Raw genomic sequence first — 24856 nt, forward strand, 5'->3', positions numbered from 1 at the left:
GCCGCGGCCGCCGCGGCCGCCCGCGCCGCCGCCTGCCGGGCGGCCAGCTCGGCGCGCACCGCGGCCTGCAGCGAGTTGAGCAGCTGCTGCTGGGCCGCCACCTTCTGCTCGACGGTGGCCTGCTCCTTGGTGGCCGTGTCCCGCAGCTGCTGGAGGATCCCCACCTGCTGCGCGGCCGCGAGCTTGTCCTGAGCGAGCCGCTGCGCGGCCGTCGACTGCATCCGCAGCACGTCGGTCTGGTGGCGGCTCAGCCCGTCCAGCACCGAGGCCTGGGCCAGGAAGTCCGAGGCGTTGTTCGACAGCAGCAGCTGCAGGGTCTGGTCCAGCCCGCCGGAGCGGTAGGCGGCCGAGGCCAGCTCGCCGATCGACCCGCGCAGCGCGGCCAGTGCCGCCTCCCCGGTGTTGACCCGGGCGTTGATCTGGTTCGCCTTCAGCTGGCCCTGGGCCAGTGCCACCCTGGCGCCCAGCGCGGCCTCGTTCGCGGCCCCGGCCTGGTTCTGCAGGTCGTTCAGCCGGGCCTCAACCTGCGCCAGCGTCGGCTGGGGGTCGGCGTAGCTGGAGGAGGGGATGAACGTGACCACGAGACCGGCGGCGACGGCCAGGGCCGCAATCGTTCGCACCACGCGGGAGGGGCGGGTCGTCACTCGGACGGCTCTCCGATCTTCCTGACCGCCGACCGGGTTAGCTGACGGGTTCGGGCGAGGAAGGCGCCCTACCGCGATGCCCCGCGCGAGCGGGTCACCGCCGATTCACCCCGGGACCTGGGTCCCCGGCTCCGGCCGACCCGAGGGCCGACCGGATTGAGCGGGGGTTCCGGCTGACATCCCGTGTGGCTGTCATCAGACCGTCACCTGAGTGCAGACCTTAACGGGTGGTGACGGCCCGTCAAAGTCACACCGCCGCAATGTGGGGAAAACGACACTCCGGTCGGACGGGTGTTCGAAGGCGGTGCCGCCGTCAGCCGCGCGGGAATCCCCGCAGCACGTCCACGACCAGCGCGTGGTCGCCCAGCTGCGGCAGGCCCGACACGGTCACCGCACCGACCACCCCGACGCCGTCGACGGTCACCGGGAACGACCCGCCGTGCGCGGCGTAGGTGTCGGGGTCCAGTCGCGACGACTCCTCGAAGCTGGTCCCCCTGCTCCGGGCCAGCTCCCCCACGTACAGGGAGCTGTGCCCGTAGCGCTGCACGACCCGGGCCTTGCGCGCCACCCAGGCGTCGTTGTCCGCCGAGGTGCCGGGCAGGGCCGCGTGGAACAGCTGCTGACCCGAGCGCACGATGTCCACGGTCACGGCCAGCCCGCGGGAGCGAGCCGCGTCGACGAGCGCGGTGCCGAGCCGCCAGGCGTCGTCGTTGTCGAAGGAGCGGAAGGTCAGCTCCGCCTCCTGGGCCAGCAGCGCCTCCAGGTCCGGCTCCTGCGGTGCCGGCTGGCTCATACCTGCGCCGGCTCGCCGAGCGGGTCGCTCTCGGCCTCCTCGTCGACGTCCGCGATCTCCGCAGCCTCCTCCTCGCTCTCCAGGTGCACCTTGGGCAGGATCCGGGCCAGCCAGCCGGGCACCCACCAGTTCGCGCGCCCGAGGACGGTCATGAGCGAGGGCACGAGCACGAGCCGGACGACGAAGGCATCGAGCAGCACCGCCACCGCCAGCGCGAGCCCGAACATCTTGATCGTGTTGTCGTCCCCGAACACGAACGACAGGAAGACGCTGGACATGATCGCCGCTGCGGCGGCGACCACCCGTCCGGACCCGGCCAGGCCCCGGCGCACCGCCTTGGCGTTGTCTGCCGTGCGGCCCCACTCCTCCTGCATGCGGGACACGAGGAACACCTGGTAGTCCATGGACAGCCCGAACAGGATCGCGAAGAGCATCACCGGCAGGAAGGGCAGGATCGGGCCGGTCGCGGTGATCCCGAACAGACTGTCGAACCAGCCCCACTGGAAGACCGCCACGGTCGCGCCGAGGGCCGCGCCCAGGCTGAGCAGGCTGGTGACCGCGGCCGTGAGCGGGACGACGATCGAGCGGAAGAGCCCGACCAGGGCGAGGAACCCGAGCCCGACGACGACGGTGAGGAACAGCGGGAGCGCGTCCGTGAGGACCCGGCCGAAGTCCTCGGTGATCGCCGTCGTCCCGCCGACATAGGCCCGCACCCCGGTGCCCGCGGTGGCCTGCGGGATGACTTCGCCGCGCATCCGGGTCAGCGTGGCCGAGGTGGCCGCGTCCTGCGGTCCGGTCGTGGGCTGCACCGAGATGATCGCCGCGGTGCCGCTCTTCGACGGCTGCGGCGGTGACGCGAAGGCGACGCCTGGCTCCTTGCCCAGTGCCTCGGACAGCGCCTTGGCCCCGGCCAGGTCGTTCTTGGCGGGCAGCTCGGCCACCACCACGAACGGGCCGTTGGCCCCCGCCCCGAAGCCCTTCGAGGTGAGGTCGTAGGCCGTCCGCTGCACGTTGCCCGCCGGCTTGCCGCCGGCGTCCGGGAAGCCCTGCCGGATGGACAGCACCGGGACAGCCAGGGCCACCATGAACACGACGGCGACAGCGAGGAACACCCACGGACGGCGCTGAAGGCGCAGCCCGTAGCGGGCGAACCCTCCCCCCTCGGGGTGCGGTGCCCTCCGTCGGGCCCAGGGCATGCGCACGGCGAAGACCCGCCGTCCGAGCAGGGACAGCACCGCCGGCAGCAACGTGACCGCGCCGAGCATGACCATCAGCACGGTGACCGCGGCGCCGACCGCGAGGCCGTTCATGAAGTTGATCCGCAGCACGAACAGGCCGGACAGGGCGATGATCACCGTCGTCCCCGCGAACAGCACCGCGCGGCCCGCGGTCGCGACCGCCTCGTAGGCCGCGTCCGTCGGCTCCCGGCCGACGTCGACGGCCTGCCGGTACCGGTTGATCACGAACAGCGAGTAGTCGATGCCGACACCCAGGCCGATCATCGCGGCCAGCGTCGGGCCGAAGGTCGCAATGTCCAGGAACCGGGCGGCGACGGTGACCAGGCTGAGTCCGGTGCCCAGCGCGATCAGCGCGCTCAGGATGGGCAGGCCCGCGGCGACCAGCGACCCGAACATCAGCAGCAGGATGACCACGGCCACCAGGACCCCGATCAGCTCCGTGCTGGGGGGTTTGGTACCGGCGAAGTCGAGGACCTGGCCACCGGCACCGACCTGCAGGCTGGTGCTGTTCGCGGCCGTGACGTCAGCGACCAGCGCCTGCACGTCGGCGGCCGGCGTCTTGTCCGTGGCGGTCTTGAAGGTCACCTGGGCGACGCCGACGGTGCCGTCCTGGCTGAGCCGACCGCCGCCGTGCGCGGCTGCCTGCGGGTCGAAGGGCGAGGCGACCGCCGCGACCGAGGGGATGTCCGCGAGCTGGGCCAGCAGCCGGTCGACCTCCGCCTTCACCGCGGGCGCATCGGCCCGTCCGGACGCCGGGGCGAAGACGATCTGCACGCTGGCCGACGTGGAGGACGCGCCGAACTCGCGCTCGAGGATCTGCTGGGCGGTCGCCGACTCGGTGTCGGGCAGCGAGAACGAGTCGTTGTACGACCCGCCGAACTGCCCGGCCAGGACGATGACGAGAGCCACCAGCAGGGCCCAGGCACCGATCGCACGCCAGGGGTGTCGGACCGACCAGCGGCTGACCGGACCCATGAGTTCCTCCTCAAACATGTGCGACACAGACATCGACACGGTAAAGTGCATGTGTGACACACGCAAGTCGGGCCGAGGCGGTGACCCTGCTCGCCCACGCCCTGATGGGCCTCAAGCGCGCAACAGCGCGACCACCGGTCGGCGAGCTGCCGGTTCCCGGGCTGGGACGCCGGGTCGACCTGGCCAAGGTCATGGCCTGCGTTGCGCTGCGCGAACTGGCCGGGGAGCAGGACGTCGTCGCGGTCAAGGATCTCGCGGCCCACCTCCAGCTCGAGCACTCCACCGCCAGCCGGCTCCTCGGTGAGGCCGAGGCGGAGGGGTACGTGGTCCGGGCGGCCGACCCGTCCGACCGTCGCCGGACCACTGTGGCCCTGACCCCCACCGGGGAGCAGGTGGCCGAAGGCGCCACGGCCGCGCACGTCGCCTTCCTCGCGATCCTGCTCGAGGGCTGGTCGGCCGCCGACGTGGCCGCCCTGGCCACCCTGCTCGAGCGGCTGCGGGGCGAGATGGAGGCGCGGCGCGAGGACATCGCCGCGCTGGCCGCGGCGGCCTGCCGCCACGCTGAGGGCACGGTGGCTTGACCGTCCGATGACCCGGTCGGCCCTACCCTCGCGCCCGTGGCGCACCTGACCTACCTCCAAGCGATCGTCATCGGTCTTCTCCAGGGGTTCACCGAGCTGTTCCCGGTCTCCAGCCTGGGCCACTCGATCCTGGTGCCGGCCTGGATCGGCGGCGACTGGCAGCGGATCGTCACCGACCAGGCCAACAGGGAGTCCCCCTACCTGGCGTTCATCGTCGGCCTGCACGTGGCGACCGCGCTGGCTCTGCTCGTGCTCTTCTGGCGGGACTGGGTCGACATCATCCGCGGCTTCTTCACCTCGATCGCCCGGCGCTCGATCACCACGACCCACGAACGCCTGGCCTGGCTGATCGTGCTGGCGACGATCCCGGCCGGCCTGACCGGCCTGGCCCTGGAGCACGCCCTTCGGACCCTGTTCGCCAAGCCACTGGCGGCGGCCGCCTTCCTCACCCTGAACGGCCTCGTCCTGCTGGCCGGCGAACGGCTGCGCCGACGTGCCCCGCAGCACCGGCCGGTCACCGTCGCCGCTCGCGGTGAGGGCACCCAGACGCTGGAGAACCTCGAGGACGAGGCGACCGACACCGGCATCACACAGCAGATCACCCCGGGCGGCGCCCTCGTCGTCGGGCTGCTTCAGACCGGAGCGCTGTTCGCGGGGATCTCCCGCTCCGGCATCACGATGGTGGCCGGGCTGCTCCGCGGGCTCACCCACGAGGAGGCCCTGCGGTTCTCCTTCCTGCTGGCGACGCCGATCATCCTGGCCGCTGGCGTGTACAAGATCCCCGACCTCATGGGCCCGCTCGGCGACGGCATCCGGGGCCAGGCCCTGGTTGGGGCCGTTGCGGCCTTCTTCGCAGCCCTGGCCTCGGCGATCTTCCTGGTCCGCTGGTTCCGGACCCGCACCCTCACGCCGTTCGCGGTCTACTGCCTGGTCTTCGGGGTCGCCTCGATCATCAAGTTCGGCTGAGCCTGAGCCCCGCCGGACGGCGTCGGGGGACGTCGGCTCAGGACGCCGGCTCGAGCAGCCCCAGCGCGTAGAGGCCGACCGCCATCGTGCTGGCCGCCTCCTCCAGCGCCGGCCACTCCTCGGCCGGCAGCGCCGTGCCGCGGGCCGCTGCCGCTGCCGCCTCGTGCACTGTGCGGGAGCCGTCCATCGCCACCAGGACCTGCACCATGAGCACGTCGAGCGTGCCGCGGAACCCGATCCCCTCGTCGAGGCTCAGCTCGGCCGACAGCAGCTGCCACTCGCCGTCCACGCAGCCGAGGTGCTGCTCCAGCCGGTGACCGGGCGCCAGCCGGAGCCTGCGGTCGAGCAGCCCGGAACCATCGGCCAACAGGTCGTCCTGGGCGGCGAAGACCCGCTCGATCTGCGGCCCGGCCGCCGTCGCGCCGGAAGGCAGGTGGTCGCAGCGGACGAAGCCGGGCCCATCGGCTGCCGCCCGAAGGACGACGGCGCCGAAGGAGACCTGCCGGATGCCACGGTCGTCGTCGTACGCCGTCCAGCGGTCGACCGCCTCGGCGTAGGCACCCACGTCCTGCTCGGCCACCGGCCGGTTCCACTTCGCCGCGTGGGTGAGCGGGTCCTCGGCCCGGTGGTGCAGCAGCCACGCGTCCACCCCCGGGGCCAGCCAGGACCGCGGCACGTCCGACCAGTCGCCGTCGGGGTCCGACGGCCAGCTGACCAGCACGGTGGCGTAGCCGCCGGCCGCCAGGTGGTCCGGGATCCCGGAGACGACGGCACGGCACAGCGCCCCCGGCTCGGCCCCGCTGTCCCGGTAGACGAACTCGGTCTCCGGGGAGATGACGTACGGCGGGTTGCACACGACCAGGTCGAACCGCTCCGCCGCCACCGGGTCGAACAGGCTGCCCTCGCGGCACTCGATGGTCGTCAGGCCGTTGAGCGCGGCGTTGAACCGGGTGAACGCCAGCGCCCTCGGGTTCACGTCCGTGGCGACCACCCGCTGCGCGTGCCCGGCCGCCAGCAGCGCCTGGATCCCGTTACCGGTGCCCACATCCAGCGCGGACCCGATCGGACGGCGGACGGTGAGGTTGGCCAGCAGCCCGGCGGGCGCGTTGACGCCGGTGACATGCTCGGGGTCCGTCGGGTCGCCGGCGCCGGGACGCCGGTCGGAAGCGACCCACAAGTCGCCGTGCGGCATCACCCGGATCGTCGCGGACAGCGCGCCGTCCGCCTCGACCAGCACCTCGGCGTCGCTCAGCGTGGCCACGACCTCCGCACCGAGCGCGGCAACGACCCGGTCTGCTGGCACCGGCCAGCTGAGCGCGAACAGGGCCACCACGGCGGCCAGCGGACCGGGGGACGCGGCCAGCCGGCGCTGGTGCACCACGAGGTCGGCCGGCCGCGCGGACAGCTCCTCGTGCACCCCCAGCAGGTCACCGAGGGGGCCTACCCGGTAGCCCACCCGGTCCAGCGCGGTCCGCAGGGCCGTGGGGTCGCGTAGCGGCGCCGGACCGGCAGCCAGGAGGGAAACGGCCATGCCGGAGGTGTCGGTCGGGCAACCCGCGCGGCCAAGGGTCGGCGTGCGATTACCCCTGATTGGCGTATACCCGCCCGATCAGCCATTCCCTACTCTCGTCGAAACGCCAGTCGGAGTCCCTTCCCCCTCAACAGGAGACACCATGGGTGCGCACCTCGAGCCGTCCGGCACCAGCCGGCGTGACGTACTGAAGACCGGAGCCGTCGGGATGGGCGCGCTGCTCGGCGCCATGGGCATGGGCGGGGTGGCCAGCGCCTCGCCGGCAGCGCAGGCCGTGGGCGCCATCGCCGGGGTCTCCGGTGCCGTCGACTACTTCCTGAAGCTCGACGGCGTCGCCGGGGAGAGCACCGACGCCAAGCACCCGGGCGAGATCCAGCTGCTGTCGTTCAGCTGGGGTGCGTCGAACCCGAGCCGCGCTGCGGCGGGCGGGCGGAACCGGGCCGGACGGCCCACGATCTCGGACTTCAGCTTCATGTCCAGCACGAGCACGGCCTCGCCGAGGCTCTTCGCCGACTGCGTCACCGGCAAGAACCACGCCACTGCGGTGATCACCGGCGTCCGGGCCGGCGAGCAGACGAGCGAGTTCCTCAAGATCACACTGACCGACGTGCTCGTGTCGAGCTACCAGTCCAGCGCCTCATCCGAGATCCCGACCGACTCGACCTCGCTCAGCTTCCGCGCGATCAAGTACACGATCACCCCGCAGGACCCCACGGGTCAGCCCGGGACACCCGTGACCGGATCGTGGGACGTCGCCAGGAACGCGACCGGCTGACACCGGTCAGGCGACCTCGAGCTCGGCCCGGCTCGCGGGCTCCTGGCTGCGGGCGGACAGCTCCAGCAGCACGAGCGTGAGCGCCGTGGTCAGCGCCACGCTGGCCGCGATGGTCACCGGCAGGTCGGACACGCTGACCGCGTAGCCCAGCCAGAACAGCTGGGAGAGCACCCGCAGCGCCCAGCTGGGCACGGACACCCCGGACGTGTTGCCGGCCCGCCAGCTGGCCACCGAGTCGACCAGCTGCGGCCAGCCGGAGCCGAAGCCCACGGCGAACGCCAGGTACCCCACCAGGTGCGCCGGGATCACGCCGGCCACGAGCAGCAGCGCCGACGCAGCGCCGCCGAGCCGCAGCGCGCGCGCCCTGACCGAGACCCGGCTGGGCACCAGCAGCACGATGGCCGCCGCCCCCGAGACCAGCAGGATGTTCCCCGGGATCTGCGGGGCCGAGTCGACCCGGAAGCCGTAGGTCAGCCAGGTGAGGCAGGCCAGGGTGGTCATCGACCAGGCGACCGGGGACACTCCACCCAGGTTCGGGTTGCGCAGCGTGCGCAGGATCTGCGGCACCACCATGGCGACACCGAGGGTGGCACCGGCGTAGGCGAAGGAGAGGGCGAGGTCATGTCCGGTCACGTCGCGCCCTGCACAGTCTGCTGCCCCTTCGAGTCCGCTCCGATGCCCAGCAGCCGTCCGCTGAGAATCTTCTGTAACGATACAGCACAGGACGGCGGCAGGGAGATGACGGGATGACGCACGGGCGTCCGACGCTGGACACGGTGGCCGAGCGGGCCGGGGTCTCCCGGATGACGGTCTCCAACGCCTACAACCGCCCCGACCAGCTGTCCGCGGCCACCCGGGAGAAGGTGTTCCAGGCGGCGGCCGAGCTCGGCTATGGCGGCCCCGACCCAGCCGGACGCTCGCTGCGCCGCGGCCGCTCGGGCACGGTGGGCGTGCTGCTCACCGAGCAGCTGCCCTACGCCTTCGCCGACCCCGGCATGGTGGCGTTCCTGCACGGCGTGGCCAGCGAGCTGGCCGACGCCGGCGAGGCCCTGCTGCTCCTCCCGACGGGGGGGAGCCCGGAGCACGCCCTGGTCCGCGACGCGATCGTCGACGCGTTCATCCTGTGCTCGCTCGCGCCGGACGAGCCGGCCGTGGCCGACGTGCTCGCCCGGCGGCTGCCCGTGGTCACCGCAGGCAGCCCGCACCTGACCGGCGCACCGTTCGTGGGTATCGACAACGTGCGGGCCGCCGCCGAGGTGGCCCGGCACCTGCTCGGGCTCGGTCACCGCCGGCTCGGCGTGCTAACCGTGCCCGGCCGCCCCGAGGGCAGCCCGACCCCGGGCCCGAACCGGCCGGCCCAGCGCGCCCGGGTCCAGGGCTTCCGGCAGGCGCTGGCCGACGCCGCACTGCCGGTCGAGGCGATCCCCCTCGTCGAGGCGGGCACCCACGACCGCAGCGCCGGGGCTGCCGCTGTCCGCCCGCTGCTCCGGCTGCCTTCGACCCGCCGTCCGACCGCGCTGTTCGCCACCACCGACGTGCTGGCGCTCGGTGTGCTCGACGCCGCGGCCGAGCTCGGGATCGCCGTCCCCGGCCAGCTGTCGGTCGTCGGGTTCGACGACATCGCCGAGGCGGCCACCGCGAGCCCACCGCTCACGACGGTCGCCCAGTCGCTGTTCGACCAGGGGCGGGCCGCCGCGCGGCTGGCCCTGCGCCTGATGGACGGTGAGCCAGCGCGCTCACCGCGGCTGCGCCCCACCCTGATCGTGCGCGACAGCACCGCCGCTCCGCCCGCGCGACCCACCCGCCGCGCACCGTGATCAGTGGAGTGTCAGTCAGCGGTGTGCCCGGCAAGGAACCGCATTCCGCTCACTGGGACTGCACTCGCGCCCTCATCGCCGGGGCTAGGTGTCCGCGCCGGCACCGGCCTCCGGGTCGAGCGCTCGCAGCTTGCGGCTCAGCTCCTCGACACGCGCCTCGTCGCCGGCGTCGATCGCCTCGTCGATCGCCGCGATCAGGTCGTGGACCTCGGGAGGCCCCACCCGCAGGTCGGGTTTCTCGGTCATGTCCTGCTCCCTTCGCGCTACTCCATCGTGACGTCCCGATGGATCACCGGGCACGGGCCGGAGGGCCCCCTCGCAGGTCGGCGACCAGCCGGATCACCAGGTCGGTGAGCTCGTCCGGCAGCAGGGCCGCCGCCGGCACCAGCGGCGCCTCCGCGCCCACCAGGTAGCGCCGTCGGGGCCGGCGGCCCTCCACCGCCGAGACGATCGTCCTGGCGACAGCGTCCGGGGACGGCGCGTAGCGGTCGACCAGGCTGGTGAGCTGGCGGGTCCGCGCGTAGCCGGCGGCGTACGGTGAGTCCGAGGCGGCCCGCCGCCGCAGCTCGGCCTCGGCCTTGCCCTCGATCCCGGTACGGACGAAGCCCGGCTCGACGACGGACACCTTGACGCCGAACTGCGCGACCTCGACCCGCAGCACGTCCGACAGTGCCTCGAGCCCGAACTTCGAGGCGTGGTACCAGGCATGGAACGGCAGCACCGCAGCCCGTCCGGCCATGGACGAAACCATGACGATGCGGCCACCACCCAGGCGGCGCATGCCCGGTAGTGCGCAGCCGCTGACCACGGCCGGCGTGACCAGGTTGATGCCGAGCAGGGCCGTCGCCTCCGCGGCGGACACCTCCTCTACGGCACCGGACAGCGCCCCTCCGGCGTTGTTGACGACCGCCCAGAAGTCCGGCAGCCGCCGCCACCGGGCGACGACGGCTGCGTGGTCGGACACGTCGAGCACGACGGCACGCACCCGACTCCCGGCGTCGGCCGCCTGCGCGGCACGACGCAGCGCGGACGCCTTGGCCGGGCTGCGCACGGTGCCCCACACCGACCAGCCGCGCTGGGCCAGCCGCAGCGTGGTCGCCAGCCCGATGCCGCCGTTCGCCCCGGTGACCAGCACCGGGCCGGGCTTGCCGTCGTCCCCGCTCGTGGCCATGAGGCATCCTGACGCCGGGGGGGCACCATCGGACAGGGCCATCCGTCCGTCGGAGCGGATCACTAGCGTCGAGGACGAGCCGACGGGGGCCACGGCATGGGCTGGTTCGAGCACCACCGGGAGCACAAGGCCGAGCAGGCGCACGAGGAGTGGGCCGAGCAGGTGGCCCACCGGAGGCAGCTGGCCGAGCTCGCGCACGGCTGGACCGGAGATCCGGTCCCGCTCGACGTCGGCATCGTGGCCAAGAAGGGCGAGCGCTCCCACCTGGTCCTGGCCCAACGTGTCGCTCATCGAGCCCAAACGGCTGCCCGGGCACTGAACGGTGCCACCCAGGGCGTGTCCTTCCACATCGCCCAGGGCCGGGAGTGGCTGTACGTCAAGGTGATCGGCTTCGACCACGACGACCACCTGCCGTGGACGGCCATCCCGGTGGGCAACCGGCAGAAGGTGTCCGGCTTCGGCTACCCCACGGAGCAGTCGACCGACGTTCGGTTCCGCCTCGAGCTGGCCCTGGCCAGCTACTCGGGCACCCGCGAGCAGTTCGCGGCCAGCATCGACGCTCAGGTCACCGAGGCCGTCGCAGCCGAGCCCCGTTAGCGGGCGTCCAGCCTGGCCTGGCCGGTGATCTCTTCGTAGGCGGTCGGGTCCTCCACCGGCTCGAGGTGGGTGTGCACCTCGACGTGGCCGAGCTCGGCCCGGATCGCCTCCTCGACCTGCTCGAGCAAGTCGTGGCCGCGCTGTACCGTCCACGCCCCTGGCACGAGCACGTGCACCGACACGAAGCGCACGTGTCCGGACTCCCGGGTCTGCAGCGCGTGGAAGTGCACCGTGTCCGAGGCCAACCGGTCCAGCACCCGCACGATCCGGCCATGGTCCTCGTCGCCGAGGGCGTGGTCCATCAGCCCGTCCACCGAGCGGGCGAGCAGCCGCCAGCCGGTCACGACAATGTTGATGCCCACGGCGATGGCGACGATCGGGTCCAGCCGCAGCCAGCCGGTGAGCGCCACGGCCAGGACGCCGACGACGACGCCGATCGACGTCCACACGTCGGTCAGCAGGTGCTTGCCGTCCGCGGTCAGAGTGATCGAGCGGTACCGCGCCCCGGCCCGGATGAGCAGCACCCCGACGACGCCGTTGACCACGGTGGCCAGGCTGGAGATGACCAGGCCGATGCCGACGTTCTCCAGCGGGCGCGGGTGCAGCAGCCGCTCCACCGCCGAGAAGATGATGACCACCGCGGCCACGAAGATCATGATTCCTTCGATGGCCGCGGAGAAGTACTCCGCCTTGGTGTGCCCGAAGTGGTGGTTCTCGTCGGGCGGCAGCGCGGCCACCCGCAGCGCGACGAGCGCGACGAACGCGGCAACCAGGTTGACCACCGACTCCGCGGCATCCGACAGCAGCCCGACCGACCCGGTCATCATCCAGGCGCCGGTCTTCAGCGCGATGGTGACCACTGCCGCCGCCACCGCCAGCCAGGCGAACGCAGTTAGCGACCGTCGGGGCTCGCTCACCCCTCCAGCATGGCACCGCCCCTTGTCGGGCGTCCGAGCGGGCATGACAATCGGCGCACCAGCCAGGGGTCCGGAGGTCCTCCATGTGCGCACCGCTCGGGTCAGCCCTGCCCTCCCCCGCCGGGGCGCCGACCGCGGTGCTGGAGCGGGAGCCGCTGGCCAGCCCGATCCGGTTGGAGCCGGTGGAGTCGGTGACCATCACCACCCTGGTCGACAACTCCGTCGACGTGTTCATGGCGGACCTGGGCCCGGCCCGACGACCCCCGTTGGGATCCGGCCCGTTGCAGCAGATCGAGGTGTTCGGCGGCGTCGGCCCCGACCAGCTGATCGCCGAGCACGGCTTCTCGGCCATGGTCACCGTCCGCAAGAACGGCACCGAGCACCACCTGCTGTTCGACGCCGGCGTCTCACCGAACGGCATGGTCGAGAACATGCGGCGGCTCGACATCGACCCCACCGACCTCGAGGCGATCGTCTGCAGCCACGGCCACTTCGACCACACCGCCGGCCTGGACGGACTGATCCGCCGGCTGGGTCGCACCAACCTGCCGGTGCTCATCCACCCCGACTTCTGGCACCGGCGCAGAGTGGTCATCCCGGGGCGCGACCCGCTCGAGATCCCGACCACCAGCCGCTCGGCGCTGGAAGGCGCCGGCTTCCGGATCATCGAGGACCGCCGACCCAGCTTCCTGCTCGACGGATCGGTGCTGGTCACCGGCGAGGTGGACCGGACGACGGACTACGAGCCGGGCTTCCCGCCCCAGCAGGCGTTCCTCGCCGGCGCGTGGCGGCCGGACCCGCTCGTGCTGGACGACCAGGCGCTGATCATCGACGTCGCGGGCAAGGGCCTGGTGGTGCTGACCGGCTGCGGGCACGCCGGCGTGGTGAACATCTGCCGCTACGCGATGCGGCTGACCGGTAGCACCGACCTGTACGCCGTCCTGGGCGGGTTCCACCTCAGCGGCCCGCTGTTCGAGCCGCTGATCGGCCCGGTCTGCGAGGACCTCGCGTTCTTGGGCCCGTCGGTCATCGTTCCGGCCCACTGCACGGGCTGGCGGGCCCAGCACGCGCTGGCCCGGCAGTTCCCCGGGGCGTTTGTGCCGAACACGGTGGGCACCCGCTACCACCTGTAGGGCGTGGCCCGGGCAGGTCAGCCGGCCTGCGACTGCGGCGCGTCAGCCGCGTCGTTGAGCCGGTCCCGCAGGTGGGCCCGGTCGAGCACCGCGGGCTCCGTGGTCTGCAGGAAGTCCAGCAGCACCTCGGCGAACCGGACCGGCTCGTCCTGGTGGGGGAAGTGCCCTGACTGCTCGAACACCTCGAGCCGACTGCCCGCGATGCGATCCTGGCCGGCGTACGCATGGGAGACCGGGATGACCGTGTCCCGCGCGCCCCACACGATCAGCGTCGGCCGGGACGCGGCGAGGTAGAGCCGGTCGGTGGCACTGACCCGCTGGCCGCCCGGTTCGACGACGCTGCGCAGCGTGTGCACGAACGCCGATCGGGCCGGGCTGTCCGCCAGGGAGGCGTAGCCCCGGGCGGCCTCCACCACGGACGGCCGGAACCGCAGGGGCAGGCGCTCGAGCAGCCGGGACGCCAACACACCGGCGTCCCGCACGTGCCGGTGGGCGATGACCGGCAGCACAAACTCGGCTCCGGGCAGCGTCGCCGCCCGGAGCGCCAGGCTGACTTCGCGGCCCAGCCCGCCACTGGAGATCAGCACCAGCCGGTCGCAGTGCTCGTAGTGCTGATAGGCGAACTGCATGGCGATGCCACCCCCGAGGGAGTGCCCCACCACGGTGGCCCGGTCGATGCCGAGCCGCTCGAGCAGGTCCCGAAGCATGCTGGCGAGGCCGCCCAGCGAGTAGTCCGCGGACGGCTTGTCGGACTCCCCGTGCCCCAAGAGGTCCGGGGCGATCACGTGGGCGTGCTCGGCGAGCACGGGGATGACCGGGTCCCAGGTCGCGCTGCTGCTGGTGATCCCGTGCACGAGCAGCAGGACCGGACGCCCGGGCTCGCCGTCCTCGCGGTAGGTGATCCGGTGGCCGTGGATGGAGACTTCCCGGTACTGCACGATCGCCTCCCTCGCCATGCGACGTGGCCAGCATGTGCCCTGAGCGGCGCCCTGGTCCAGTCGATCACTTGGCCGCGGAGGGCGAGGCAGCACCGCCGCCGGCGAGGGTGTAAGTGTAGAGGCCGTGACCTCACCCACTGACCCTCACGATCGGCCCATCCGCTGGAACGCGTCCGAGCGGGCCTGGGAGACCCGGCTGCGGGGCCGGTCGGTGCTCTACGACCCACGGATCAACAAGGGGACCGCGTTCGACGCGCGGGAGCGGGACGAGCTCGGGCTGGTCGGCATGCTGCCGCCGCACGTGCTGACCATCGCCCAGCAGTCCAGCCGCGCGTACCGCCAGTACCTCGGGCAACCCTCGGACCTGGCCAAGAACGTCTTCCTCACGGCGCTGCACGACCGCAACGAGGTGCTGTTCTACCGGCTGCTCGGCGAGCACCTGCCGGAGATGCTGCCCATCGTCTACACGCCGACGGTCGGGGATGCCATCCAGCACTACAGCCACGAGTACCGCCGCCCCCGCGGCGTCTACCTGTCGGTCGACCGGCCCGACCAGATCGAACGGGCACTGCTGGGCAGCGGCCGGGCGCCCGAGGACGTCGACCTCATCCTGGCCACCGACGCCGAGGGCATCCTGGGCATCGGGGACTGGGGGGTCGGCGGCATCGAGATCGCCGTCGGCAAGCTCACGGTGTACACCGCGGCCGCCGGGATCGACCCGAACCGGACCCTCGCCGTCATGCTGGACGTCGGCACGAATCGGCAGGAGCTGCTCGACGACCCGCTGTACCTGGGCCTCAACCGCCCCCGGGTGCCCCGCGAGGAGTACGACACGTTCATCGACCGCTACGTGACTGCGGCGACCCGGCTGTTCCCCCAGGCGCTGCTGCACTGGGAGGACTTCGGCACCAGCAACGCGCGGCGGATCCTGCAGCGCTACCGGTCATCGACCCTCACGTTCAACGACGACATGCAGGGCACGGGCGCGGTCAACCTGGCCGCCGTCCTGTCGGCGATCGACGTAGGCGGGCTGCCGCTGGAGGAGAACCGGGTCGTCGTCTTCGGGTCGGGCACTGCGGGGATCGGCATCGCCGACCAGCTGCGTGACGCGATGGCGGCGGCCGGGCTGCCCGGCGACGAGGCCACCCGTCGGTTCTGGTGCCTCGGCCGGCACGGCCTGCTGACCGACGACCGGGGCGACTTGCGCGACTTCCAGCAGCCCTACGCACGCCCGGTGGACGAGGTCACCGGCTGGGCCCGGGACGCGGCCCTGGAGGGGGTCAACCTGGAGGAGGTGGTCCGGCGGGTCCGGCCCACGATCCTGATCGGGACGTCGGCCCGCCCCGGCGCCTTCTCCGAGCAGCTGGTCCGGGAGATGGCCGCCCACGTGGAGCGGCCGATCATCCTGCCGATGTCCAACCCGACGGCGCTGGCGGAGGCGGTCCCGTCCGACCTGTTCGCGTGGACGGACGGTCGGGCGCTGGTGGCGACCGGGAGCCCGTTCGCGCCGGTGACGTACGCCGGGAAGACGTTCCAGATCGCCCAGGCCAACAACGCGCTGATCTTCCCGGGCCTGGGGCTCGGCGTGACCGTGGCCCGGGCCAGCCGGATCACCGACGGGATGTTCCTGGCGGCCGCCCGCGCGGTGGCGGCGCTGGTGGACCCGACGGCCCCAGGTGCGGCACTGCTGCCCCAGGTCGGCGATCTGCGGACCACCTCAGCCGCCGTGGCGGTCGCGGTGGCCCGCGCCGCCCAGGCGGAGGGCGTCGCCGGCGTGACGGTCGACGACCACCTCGAGGAGACCGTCAGCGCCGCCATGTGGCAGCCGGAGTACCACCCGGTCCGCGCCGTCTGAGCGTCACCGACGACCGGACACCCCCCACCGGACAGGGCGGCCCGTTCGGGTCGCCCTGTCCGGTGGGGGGTTGGGGTCAGGCGTTGACGGACTCCTTGTCGGGGGCGAAGACGACGGCCTGGGCGGGGGTCTTGCGCTGGTGGGCCAGGCCGAGGATGGCGAGCACGGCGAGGATCGCGGCGGCGGCGAGGGCGACCCAGCCGGCGATGGTGGCGATCATCCCGAAGATGGAGAAGGCGTAGGCGTTGAGCAGCAGCCCGCGCAGGGTCTCACCCATGAACAGCGTGGTGCGCTGGGCGGCCAGGGCGGCGTCCTTGCTGCCTCCGGCGAGGTAGGCGGAGCTGACCTCGGAGTAGGTCTGGCCACCGGCGACCTTGGTCAGGTGGACGGCGATCAGGTCGCTGTAGGCCTTGGCCTGCTGGCCGTTGGTGACCTGCTGACCGGCGTAGCTTTGCAGGTTGGCCGGCAGGGTGGACGCCGCGCCGAAGGAGATCTTCTGGGCGACGAGCTGGTCGTGGACGGTGTTGTTGGCGAAGCTGCCGCCCCACAGCAGCAGCCCGCCGGCCACGGCCAGCACCACCGCCATCACCAGTCCGCTGATGGACAGGATGAAGTCGAGGCTGCGGCGGCTCACGGTTGGCTCCCAGGTGCGGCCCGCGGTGCGGGCGAACGGTTGATGTGTCAATCATTCGTTTCAACCAAGCACCATGGGCAGGGCCGAAGGTCCACGGATCACCCGGGCCAACGTCCCGCGTAGCGTCGGACCCGTGATCGTGCTGGAAGGGCACCGGGAGTCCGTACTCGTCTGCCTGCCCGGGTTCATGATCGCCGCGTCGTCCTACCGCGCCCTGCTCGAACCGGTGGCCGCCGCTGGCACGACCGTGGTGGTCCCTCAGCTGTACCGGCGCGGCGTCGCGGTGCTCGCTGGTCGGTTCTCGGTGGCCCGGGAGGCAGCTGCCGCTGCCGACCTGGTCCGCAGCACCGCAGCCCAGCGCCGTACGGCGTCCGTCGTGCTCGGCGGACACTCGCGAGGTGGCCAGGCGGCCTGGCGAGCCGCGGCGCCGCTGGCGCGAGACGGGCTACCCGCTGGCGTCGTGCTCGTCGACCCCGTGGACGGCGAGGGTCGCGCCCCGACCGGCCCGGTCGCGACCGCCGCACCGGCCGGCTTCGCCTGTCCCATGCTCATCATCGGCGCCGGGATCGCTGGGCGCTGCGCACCTGACGGCGTGGACCACCGAGCCTTCGCGGCGGCTGCGCCGCAGGCTCGCCACGTCGTGGTTCGCGCCCTCGGCCACGCCGACGTCCGGCAGGGACCTGCACGGTCGCTGGGACGACGCCTCTGCCGCGGGAGCGACAACCCGGATGTGGGTCGCGCCGCCTGCTCGGCGCTCGTCACCACGTTCGTCGCGGAGTGCCTGGAGCACCGCTGAGAGCGACATACTCGCCGGACACGGCAACCTGCGGGAAGGCGAACGGGTGGCGCTGCTGGCTGGTCACGGAGGGGTGACCGAGGAGCAGCTGGAGCACGCGGCCGCCACGGTGATCGAGGCGCTCGCCGGCCCGGCTGCGGTGGTCCGGGCGGACCAGCTGGACGCGGTGCGCGCGCTCGCTCTGGACGGACGGCGGTGCCTGGTCGTCCAGGCGACCGGGTGGGGGAAGTCTGCGGTCTACTGGATCGCGGCGCGGGCCATGCGCGATGCCGGGGCGGGGCTGACGTTGGTGGTCAGCCCGCTGCTGGCGCTGATGCGTGACCAGGTCGCCGCGGCCTCGCGGGCGGGGCTGCGCGCGGTCACCCTGAACTCCGCCAACGTCGAGGACTGGGCTGACGTCGAGGCGCAGGTGCGCTGCGGTGCGGTGGACGTGCTGCTCGTCTCACCGGAGCGGCTGGCCAACCCCCACTTCGCCGAGTCGATGCTCGGGCCGCTGCTGCCCCGGCTGGGGCTGCTGGTGATCGACGAGGCGCACTGCATCTCCTCGTGGGGGCACGACTTCCGCCCGGACTACCAGCGGATCGCCCGGCTGCTCGCCGCCAACCCGGCGCTGCCGGTGCTGGCCACGACGGCGACGGCAAACTCCCGGGTCACCGCGGACGTGGCCGCGCAGCTGGGCGAGGACACCTTCGTGCAGCGCGGGCAGCTGGCCCGCGGCTCGCTGCACCTGTCCGTGCTGCCCGGGCTGGACGCCGCGCAGCGCCACGCCTGGGTCGACGAGGCGCTGGGCCTGCTCCCGGGCAGCGGCATCGTCTACACGCTCACGGTCGCCGAGGCCGAGCTGCTCACCGGCTACCTGGCCACCCGCGGGCACGACGTCGCGGCCTACACCGGTCAGCTGGACGCCGAGGCGCGGGCCGCGGTGGAGGAGCGGCTGCGGCTGAACCAGGTCAAGGCCGTCGTGGCGACGTCCGCGCTGGGCATGGGGTACGACAAGCCGGACCTCGCGTTCTGCCTGCACGTCGGGTCCCCGGGCTCCCCGGTGGACTACTACCAGCAGGTCGGCCGGGCCGGGCGGGCACTGGACACGGCCGTGGTCACGCTGCTGCCGGCGGAGACCGACGAGCGGATCTGGGCCTACTTCGCCACCGCGAGCATCCCCGACCCCGAGGCGGCCGAGCGGGTGCTGGCCGAGCTCGACGCGGCGGGCGGGCCGCTCAGCGTGCCGACGCTGGAGGCCTCGACCGGGGTGCGCCGGGGTCGCCTCGAGCTGCTGCTGAAGATCCTCGCGGTGGACGGCGCGACCCAGCGCACCGCTGACGGCTGGGTCGGGACCGGGCAGCCCTGGACCTATGACCACGCCCGCTACACGGCGCTGCGGGCGGCGCGCCGGGACGAGGCCGCCCTGATGCGGGCCTACGCGCACGGCGAGGGCTGTCTCGACGCGTTCCTGCGCCGGGCGCTGGACGACGACGTGCCCGACGGGTACCGGTGCGGCCGTTGTTCGGTCTGCACCGGGACACTCCCGGCCGGCCTGCCGGACCTGCCCGACCCCGCAACGGTGCGGGCCGCACGGGACCACCTGCGCGGCCTCGACGTGGTCATCGAGCCGCGCAAGATGTGGGCCGCCGGCATGGCCACGGGCCGTGGCCGGATCGGCCCCGAGCTCGCGGTCCAGCCGGGCCGGGCGCTGGCCTTCGCGGACGACCCCGGCTGGCCCGAGGTCCCCCGCCTGCTGGGTGACCCCGCCGTCGACACCGACCCACCGGACTGGCTGCTGGACGGGATGGTGTCCGTGCTCACCCGGTGGGCACAGCACTGGGGGCAGCGCCCGTCCGTGGTCGTGCCGATGCCCTCGCGGTCCCGGCCCCGACTCGTGCACGGCATCGCCGAGCGCCTGGCCACCGTCGGGCGGCTCCCACTCGTCGACGCCCTGGCCACCAACGGCCCGGCGCCCTCCCACGCGCTCGCGCCGTCAAGGCGGGCCGGACTGGTCGAGACCTCGCTGCGGCTGGTCCCCGGCACCCAGCTGGACGGCCCGGTGCTGCTAGTGGACGACACGCTGCGCACCGGCTGGACCGTCACGGTGGCCGGGGCGCTGCTCCGGGCGGCCGGCGCACCGGTCGTCCTGCCCCTCGTCGTCCACCGGCGTCCGTAGCCGTCCTACGCGTCGCGGGTGACCACGACCCGGGAGGCGACGAACGCGAGGACAGCGGCAAGAGCGAGGAAGATCCCGGCCTCGACGGCCTGGAAGGTCCAGTAGCGGCGGTCCGGCTGGTAGGTGACCAGGCGGCGGTAGCCGAGCCCGGACAGGCAGGAGGGGAGATCGTGGCCGGCGCAGGCCGCCGGCGGGACGCTGCTGGCGGCGGTGTCGACGGCGTGTCCGGACGCGTCGGCCACGTTCTTGGCGAGCAGCCACGCGCTGGCCGGGCGCCGGAGACGTTGTTGACCAGCGGCTCCATGGCCCGGAGCGGTGCCAGGAGGTGCGGGCGCAGGAAGAGCCCGACGACCGCACGGACGGCGACCAGGACCCCCAGGGTGGTGGCCAGCGCCGGCAGCGGCCGGCGCAGCCAGGCTCCGACGGCGATGCCGAGGGCCACGGCGAACACCGAGTAGGCGACCGGGACGATCCCCTGGACGTCGAAGCCAGCGAACCGGCCGAACAGGGCGTTCTCCGGGATCCGCCACCAGCTGACCAACGCCGACAGCAGCGCGCCCCAGACGGCGGCGGCCAGCAGGGCCTCGGCCAGGTTGGTGCCCATCCAGCGGCGACGAGTCACGCTCTGGGTCCAGACCAGGACGTGCGTGCCGTCGTCGGTCTCCTTGGCCACGAGAGGCGCGCCCCAGAACCGACCTAGCAGCGCCGGGGCGACGATGCTGAGGTTGACCACGTTGATGATCAGGCCGTCGCCCTGGAACAGGGTCTCGCTCAGGGTGGCGCAGGAGGCGGTGGCCGCGCAGGTGGCCAGCGCGTGGTGGTAGTCCCCGCTCATGACCAGCCCGGTGGCGCCGAGCAGCACCGCGAGCACCAGGAAGGTGAGCCCGGCGAAGTCGACCTGGTTGCGGTGCTGCCGCCAGATCAGGTAGCTCATGACGCACCTCGCAGCGGCGCCACCGAGCTGTCGCCGGCGATCTCGTCGTCGCGGCCCATGCAGGCCAGCACGATCTCCTCGAGGCCGATCTCGGCGGCCTCCCATCCCGAGGCCCAGGACCGGCGCACCGGAGCGGACGAGCCGCCGGGACTGCCGTGCCGTGTGCGTCGTCTTGACCACGGGGAACCTCCGGATCACCGAGGCTGAACCCTCTCGGGGCCCGACGAGCACCCGGCGCTCGGTCAGGAGCTGGTCGATGTCACCGACCAGCTGAGTGCGTCCGGCGGACAGCAGGACCAGGTAGTCACAGACCCGTTCCAGCTCGGCCAGCAGGTGCGAGGACATCAGCACGGTCACGTCGGCGTCCGCCACCGCCTCGGTGAGGGACGTCAGGAACTCACGGCGGGCCAGCGGGTCGAGCGCGGCGACCGGCTCGTCGAGCAGCAGCAGCCGGGGCCGCTTGGCCAACGCCAGCCGCAGCGCGACCTGGGCCCGCTGGCCGCCGGAGAGCTGACCCACCGCCCGGTCGAAGGGGATCTTCAGGTGGGACAGCTGGGCGCGGACGTCCTCGGCGTCCCAGCGTGGGTTCAGGTGCGCACCCAGGCGGAGGTGGTCGGCCACGGACAGCCGACCGTACAGCGGGGTCCGCTGGTCCAGGTGGCCGACGCTGGCGAGGAACTGCGAGCTCTGCTCGGGTAGCCCCCCGAGGGCTCGGACCTCGCCCTGGGTCGGCGTGCTGAGCCCGACCAGCAGCCGCAGCAGCGTGGTCTTGCCCGCCCCGTTCGGGCCCACCAGGGCCGCCACCCGCCCTCGGGGGACGCACACGTCGCAGTCACGCAGCGCCCACGTCGAACCGAAACGCTTGCCCAGACCGCGGGTCTCCACCGCCGCCTCGCCGTCGTCCGGGGTGCTCACGCAATGTCCTTCGCAGCAGAAGAGCGCAGCGTCGAGCGGACCAGCGACTCGATGGCGTCGTCGTCCAGCCCCTCGGCACGGGCCCGTCGATCCAGCGGGCCAGCCCACCGGCCAGCCGGGCCTGGGTCCTCGGCGGCGGCCCGGCCGGACGGCTCCGGACGAACGTGCCCAGCCCCTGCCGGCCCTCCACCAGCCCGTCGCGCTCCAGCTCGCGGTAGGCCTTGAGCACCGTGTTCGGGTTCACCGCGACCTCGGCCACCACCTGCTTCACCGTGGGCAGCTGGTCAGCCACTCCGAGTAGCCCCATCCGCAGCGCCTGCTTCACCTGCTCCACCAGCTGCAGGTAGGCGGGAACCCCCGACCCCGCGTCGAGCTGGAAGCTCATGGACTGGTGCAGCACTTCCCTAGTCATATGCATAGGTATGTCCACGACGGGGTGGTCGTCAAGGTCGGCGGTGGTGTCCGTCGTGCCCATGGATGGTCAACGGACGGTAAGGCGGCTACGGTACGAAGCGGAGGGCTTCGACAGGGCCGACAGGCGCTGGCGGAGCCCTTGTGCGGTCCGGGGACGGGCCGAGCCGCCGCACAGCGCGGCCGACCGGCCGCTGGGCGCGAAGGGCCGACCGCGAGGAGGCCCCGTCGTCGTGGCTGAACAGCCACGGCGTGGTGCGCGACTGGGTCGTCGCACCGCCACTGGTCGCCACCGGGGTCGACGTCGAATGGTGCGAACGTGCCGCGGCCGTGCTGGACGGCCCGTCGCTGGAGCCAGGTCTCGAGTGGGTGGCAAGCACCCTCTCGGGGGGGCTCTGCTCGCCGAGGTCAAGGAGTCGACCCGTCGGGTGTCCGAGCTCGTGGACGCGGTGAAGTCGTACTCACAGCTGGACCCGGCGTCGATCCAACACGTCGATGTCACCGAGGGCATCGAGAGCACGCTGATCATGCTCGGGCACCAGCTGCGCGACGGCGTCACCATCGCGCGCGACTACGACCTCGGCGTCCCCGCGTCGAGGCCTACGCCGGGGAGCTCAACCAGGTGTGGACCAACCTGATCGACAACGCCGTCGACGCGATGGACGGGGCGGGGACCCTGCGGATCTCAACCCGGGTCGATGGCGACGCTGCCGTCGTACGGCTCGGCGACACCGGTCATGGGATGCCGCCCGAGGTGGCGGCCCGCGCCTTTGAGGCGTTCGACACCACCAAGGACGTGGGCAACGGCACCGGGCTCGGTCTTGACATCGCCCGACGCATCGTCATCGAGCGCCATGGCGGGGCCATCACCATCGACTCCCGCCCGGGCGACACGGTGGTCGCGGTCCGGATCCCCCTCCGCCAGCCGGACCGCTGAGCGGTGCGGCCCGTCGCAAGCGCGATGTCGAGCCGGCGGCCATGGTGACCGGCACCCAGCCCAGCGGCCGGGCCCGGCGGGACGGTCCGGCCCCGGCCTGCGGACGAGCGCGGTGAGGTCGGCAAGCAGCGTCCGACCGGGCCGGCTGCCCTGAAGGTCGATCTCGCGTTGGCTGAGCGCGCCCTTCGGCCGCCGTCGAACTGCCGCTTGCGACGGACCGCCCAGGCGCCAACCGGTCGGCCGCCGCGCCGGCGGTGACCCTGGTCGGGATGGTGGTCTCGAGCGGCTGGTGGGTGAGCGCCTGGTAGCGCTGCGCGAACAGCGCATCCACCAGCGCCGCCCGAGTCTGTTCCCGACGGGAGCTGACCCGGTCGAGCGTGCCGACCGACGGGGCGCGGGCCGGCAGCCCCTGCCGACCGGGGCGGATCCGAAGCCCCGCAGCGACCTGCTCACCACTCTTGGTCGGTGGGGCGCACCAGGATCTCGTTGACCGCCACGTGCGCCGGCTGGGTGGCCGCGTAGACGACGGCGGCCGCGATGTCCTCGGGCTGCAGCTGGCGGATGGCTGCGGCCGACGCCTGGATCCGCTCCCGAGCCGCCGGCTGGGTGATGTGGTCGCGCAGCTCGGTCTGCACGATCCCGGGCTCGATGACCACCACCCGTACGCCCCGGGTGGTGACCTCCTGCCGAAGCCCCTCGCTGAACGCGTTCACGGCCCACTTGCTCGCGTTGTACGCCGCGACACCCGAGCGGGCGGTGCGCCCGGCGGTCGAAGACATCTGCACGAGCACACCGCGACGCTCCAGCAGCTGCGGCAGCGCGGCATGGGTCAGGTACATCAGGCCGAGCACATTCGTGCCCATCATCCGGCGCCAGTCCTCGGTATCGGCGCCCTGCACCGTGCCCAGCAGCATGACTCCTGCGTTGTTCACCAGGATGTCCAGGGCACCGAGCTCGGCCACCGTGCCGGCTACGGCGTCACGGCAGGCCGCCTCGTCCGAGACGTCCAGCTCCAGCACCAGGACCCGGACGCCGAGCGACACCAGCTCCTCGCGCAGGGCGTCGAGCCGGTCGGTGCGCCGAGCCGCGACGGCGACAGCTGCCCCCTCCCGGGCCAGCGCCACAGCCACCGCCCGGCCGATCCCGGACGACGCGCCCGTGACCAGTGCCACCCGACCTGCCAGCCGGTCCGCCATCTGCTGCTCCTTCCGGTCCCAGTCCTGCCGGTGCTGTCAGGCCGTCTCGAGCGACCGCACTCCGGCCAGCACCGCCGGGCCGCCGTCCCCCCAGCTGCCGGTGAGCGTCTGCTCCCCCGAGACCTCCGCACCGACCGCGCGGACGACGACCAGCTCGAACCCGTCGGTACGCACCATGGTCGTACGGCCCTCGTCGAGGCAGCTCACCGCGCCGACCGGACCGACATGCATGCCGGGTGTCCCGCTGCCGACGACCGTCGCCGTGGCCGCACGCGGCTCCAGGTGGCCGTCCATGTCGACGAACTCCTCGGCCTGGGTGCCACCGGTGAGCACCGCCGTGAGCAGCGCCGTCACCCAGACGGGGTCGCCGCACCCGTCGTACACCGAGCGGGTGCCAAGCACCGAGTGTTCCATGGTGCCCACGAGGAAGTCCTCGGCGTGCGCCAGCGGGGCACCGCGGTAGGTCAGGGGCACGTGCAGCACCGACCCGTCCGGCCCCTGCAGCAGGAACCCCTCCATGCCCACCTCGCCGTCCGGGTCGTCGAACCGGTACGAGCCGAGCTGGCGGACGGCTGCCTCGCCGGTGAACCACTCCCGGCTCGGCAGCCAGCCGGTCAGCAGCTCCAGCTTGGACGGACTCAGCGTCGCGCGGTGGATCAGGGCCATGGCCCGACTCTAGGCGCGGCGCCGACCCGGTCGCCCGCCCGGACGGTGCCGACGGCTTTGTGCACGTCAGTGAGTCGCACGGCGGGTGCCTGCCCGACCGAGCCCCCCTGGGTGCCCGGGAGCGCACCGATGGCCCACTGCCAGTCTGCGGTGCCCGCGGCGGCGCTCGCCGGTGGCCGTGCCCGGTTTGGTGCGGTAGGACGGAGCCATGACATCTGCACCCACGCCAACCCGCGCGCCACTGTCGGAGACCGAGGCTGCCCTGGTCGATGCGTACT

24 protein-coding genes, 1 pseudogene and 1 riboswitch are annotated in these 24856 nt (G+C 72.9%); of the genes and pseudogenes, 11 read left to right on the forward strand and 14 right to left on the reverse strand.

Features of this window, described 5'->3' with window-relative positions; all coding sequences use genetic code 11:
* The 3 genes from VIM19_09640 to VIM19_09650 all read right to left on the reverse strand — a co-directional run.
* Positions 1 to 623: hypothetical protein (locus tag VIM19_09640; GenBank protein ID HEY5185142.1), on the reverse strand; the 623-nt coding region annotated here is incomplete at its 3' end.
* A 32-nt stretch (positions 624 to 655) separates the two neighbouring features.
* Positions 656 to 817: riboswitch (cyclic di-AMP (ydaO/yuaA leader) on the reverse strand.
* 140 nt (positions 818 to 957) lie between these two features.
* The gene (locus VIM19_09645; protein HEY5185143.1) at positions 958 to 1437 is read right to left on the reverse strand and encodes a heme-degrading domain-containing protein; all 480 of its coding nucleotides are present in this window, start codon (positions 1435 to 1437) and stop codon (positions 958 to 960) included.
* On the reverse strand, positions 1434 to 3650 hold the full coding sequence (locus VIM19_09650) for an MMPL family transporter (protein ID HEY5185144.1): 2217 nt from the start codon (positions 3648 to 3650) through the stop codon (positions 1434 to 1436). The genes VIM19_09645 and VIM19_09650 overlap by 4 nt, the downstream gene beginning before the upstream one ends.
* 53 nt (positions 3651 to 3703) lie before the next feature.
* On the opposite strand from VIM19_09650, the gene VIM19_09655 reads away from it, so the two are divergent.
* Together VIM19_09655 and VIM19_09660 are read left to right on the forward strand one after the other, a co-directional pair.
* The gene (locus tag VIM19_09655; protein HEY5185145.1) at positions 3704 to 4231 is read left to right on the forward strand and encodes a MarR family transcriptional regulator; all 528 of its coding nucleotides are present in this window, start codon (positions 3704 to 3706) and stop codon (positions 4229 to 4231) included.
* Positions 4232 to 4267: 36 nt separating this feature from the next.
* On the forward strand, positions 4268 to 5197 hold the full coding sequence (locus VIM19_09660; protein ID HEY5185146.1) for an undecaprenyl-diphosphate phosphatase: 930 nt from the start codon (positions 4268 to 4270) through the stop codon (positions 5195 to 5197).
* Positions 5198 to 5234: 37 nt separating this feature from the next.
* Here the strand turns inward: VIM19_09660 and VIM19_09665 are convergent, their stop codons facing one another.
* Complete coding sequence (locus tag VIM19_09665; GenBank protein HEY5185147.1) at positions 5235 to 6728, reverse strand: methyltransferase; 1494 nt, start codon at positions 6726 to 6728, stop codon at positions 5235 to 5237.
* Positions 6729 to 6870: 142 nt separating this feature from the next.
* On the opposite strand from VIM19_09665, the gene VIM19_09670 reads away from it, so the two are divergent.
* Positions 6871 to 7503 (forward strand): type VI secretion system tube protein Hcp, encoded by a 633-nt coding sequence (locus VIM19_09670; protein ID HEY5185148.1) that lies wholly within the window; start codon positions 6871 to 6873, stop codon positions 7501 to 7503.
* Positions 7504 to 7509: 6 nt separating this feature from the next.
* Here VIM19_09670 and VIM19_09675 read toward each other — a convergent pair whose 3' ends face one another.
* Entirely contained in the window at positions 7510 to 8136 is a 627-nt protein-coding gene (locus VIM19_09675; protein ID HEY5185149.1) for a hypothetical protein, read from the reverse strand.
* A 113-nt stretch (positions 8137 to 8249) separates the two neighbouring features.
* Between VIM19_09675 and VIM19_09680 the strand changes: the two genes are divergently transcribed.
* A complete protein-coding gene (locus VIM19_09680; protein ID HEY5185150.1) occupies positions 8250 to 9320 on the forward strand; it encodes a LacI family DNA-binding transcriptional regulator in 1071 nt (356 codons plus the stop codon).
* An 84-nt stretch (positions 9321 to 9404) separates the two neighbouring features.
* On the opposite strand, the gene VIM19_09685 is transcribed toward VIM19_09680, so the two are convergent.
* Both VIM19_09685 and VIM19_09690 read right to left on the reverse strand, forming a co-directional pair.
* Complete coding sequence (locus tag VIM19_09685; GenBank protein ID HEY5185151.1) at positions 9405 to 9566, reverse strand: hypothetical protein; 162 nt, start codon at positions 9564 to 9566, stop codon at positions 9405 to 9407.
* Between the two features lie 43 nt (positions 9567 to 9609).
* Positions 9610 to 10491, reverse strand: a complete 882-nt coding sequence (locus tag VIM19_09690) for an SDR family NAD(P)-dependent oxidoreductase (protein ID HEY5185152.1) — start codon at positions 10489 to 10491, stop codon at positions 9610 to 9612.
* A 96-nt stretch (positions 10492 to 10587) separates the two neighbouring features.
* On the opposite strand from VIM19_09690, the gene VIM19_09695 reads away from it, so the two are divergent.
* Complete coding sequence (locus VIM19_09695) at positions 10588 to 11088, forward strand: hypothetical protein (protein HEY5185153.1); 501 nt, start codon at positions 10588 to 10590, stop codon at positions 11086 to 11088.
* Here the strand turns inward: VIM19_09695 and VIM19_09700 are convergent.
* On the reverse strand, positions 11085 to 12005 hold the full coding sequence (locus VIM19_09700; GenBank protein ID HEY5185154.1) for a cation diffusion facilitator family transporter: 921 nt from the start codon (positions 12003 to 12005) through the stop codon (positions 11085 to 11087). The two genes, VIM19_09695 and VIM19_09700, sit on opposite strands and share 4 nt — an antisense overlap.
* Positions 12006 to 12088: 83 nt before the next feature.
* Here VIM19_09700 and VIM19_09705 point away from each other — a divergent pair, with 83 nt between their 5' ends.
* The gene (locus tag VIM19_09705; GenBank protein HEY5185155.1) at positions 12089 to 13138 is read left to right on the forward strand and encodes an MBL fold metallo-hydrolase; all 1050 of its coding nucleotides are present in this window, start codon (positions 12089 to 12091) and stop codon (positions 13136 to 13138) included.
* A 17-nt stretch (positions 13139 to 13155) separates the two neighbouring features.
* Here VIM19_09705 and VIM19_09710 read toward each other — a convergent pair whose 3' ends face one another.
* The gene (locus tag VIM19_09710) at positions 13156 to 14076 is read right to left on the reverse strand and encodes an alpha/beta fold hydrolase (protein HEY5185156.1); all 921 of its coding nucleotides are present in this window, start codon (positions 14074 to 14076) and stop codon (positions 13156 to 13158) included.
* A 157-nt stretch (positions 14077 to 14233) separates the two neighbouring features.
* Between VIM19_09710 and VIM19_09715 the strand changes: the two genes are divergently transcribed.
* Positions 14234 to 15931: an NAD-dependent malic enzyme gene (locus VIM19_09715; protein ID HEY5185157.1), complete on the forward strand. Its 1698-nt coding sequence runs from the start codon at positions 14234 to 14236 to the stop codon at positions 15929 to 15931.
* 76 nt (positions 15932 to 16007) lie between these two features.
* Here VIM19_09715 and VIM19_09720 read toward each other — a convergent pair whose 3' ends face one another.
* Positions 16008 to 16565 (reverse strand): hypothetical protein, encoded by a 558-nt coding sequence (locus VIM19_09720; protein HEY5185158.1) that lies wholly within the window; start codon positions 16563 to 16565, stop codon positions 16008 to 16010.
* Positions 16566 to 16698: 133 nt separating this feature from the next.
* On the opposite strand from VIM19_09720, the gene VIM19_09725 reads away from it, so the two are divergent.
* Both VIM19_09725 and VIM19_09730 read left to right on the forward strand, forming a co-directional pair.
* On the forward strand, positions 16699 to 17361 hold the full coding sequence (locus VIM19_09725; GenBank protein ID HEY5185159.1) for a hypothetical protein: 663 nt from the start codon (positions 16699 to 16701) through the stop codon (positions 17359 to 17361).
* A 46-nt stretch (positions 17362 to 17407) separates the two neighbouring features.
* Positions 17408 to 19519 carry a RecQ family ATP-dependent DNA helicase gene (locus VIM19_09730; GenBank protein ID HEY5185160.1) on the forward strand — a complete coding sequence of 704 codons (2112 nt, stop codon included), beginning with the start codon at positions 17408 to 17410 and terminating at the stop codon, positions 19517 to 19519.
* Here VIM19_09730 and VIM19_09735 read toward each other — a convergent pair.
* Positions 19443 to 21368, reverse strand: coding sequence for an ATP-binding cassette domain-containing protein (locus VIM19_09735; GenBank protein ID HEY5185161.1), 1926 nt, complete (start codon positions 21366 to 21368; stop codon positions 19443 to 19445). The genes VIM19_09730 and VIM19_09735 overlap by 77 nt on opposite strands.
* A pseudogene (locus VIM19_09740) lies at positions 21365 to 21753 on the reverse strand (GntR family transcriptional regulator). Before VIM19_09740 ends, VIM19_09735 begins: the two are co-directional and overlap by 4 nt.
* A gap of 454 nt (positions 21754 to 22207) precedes the next feature.
* Between VIM19_09740 and VIM19_09745 the strand changes: the two are divergent.
* The gene (locus tag VIM19_09745) at positions 22208 to 22417 is read left to right on the forward strand and encodes a hypothetical protein (protein HEY5185162.1); all 210 of its coding nucleotides are present in this window, start codon (positions 22208 to 22210) and stop codon (positions 22415 to 22417) included.
* A complete protein-coding gene (locus VIM19_09750; GenBank protein ID HEY5185163.1) occupies positions 22402 to 22716 on the forward strand; it encodes an ATP-binding protein in 315 nt (104 codons plus the stop codon). Before VIM19_09745 ends, VIM19_09750 begins: the two co-directional genes overlap by 16 nt.
* Positions 22717 to 23165: 449 nt before the next feature.
* Here VIM19_09750 and VIM19_09755 read toward each other — a convergent pair whose 3' ends face one another.
* A complete protein-coding gene (locus tag VIM19_09755; protein HEY5185164.1) occupies positions 23166 to 23912 on the reverse strand; it encodes an SDR family NAD(P)-dependent oxidoreductase in 747 nt (248 codons plus the stop codon).
* 36 nt (positions 23913 to 23948) lie between these two features.
* On the reverse strand, positions 23949 to 24578 hold the full coding sequence (locus tag VIM19_09760; GenBank protein ID HEY5185165.1) for a hypothetical protein: 630 nt from the start codon (positions 24576 to 24578) through the stop codon (positions 23949 to 23951).
* Positions 24579 to 24856: the final 278 nt, after the last annotated feature.

It is taken from the genome of Actinomycetes bacterium (genome assembly GCA_036510875.1).
Taxonomy (GTDB): Bacteria; Actinomycetota; Actinomycetes; order Prado026; family Prado026; genus DATCDE01.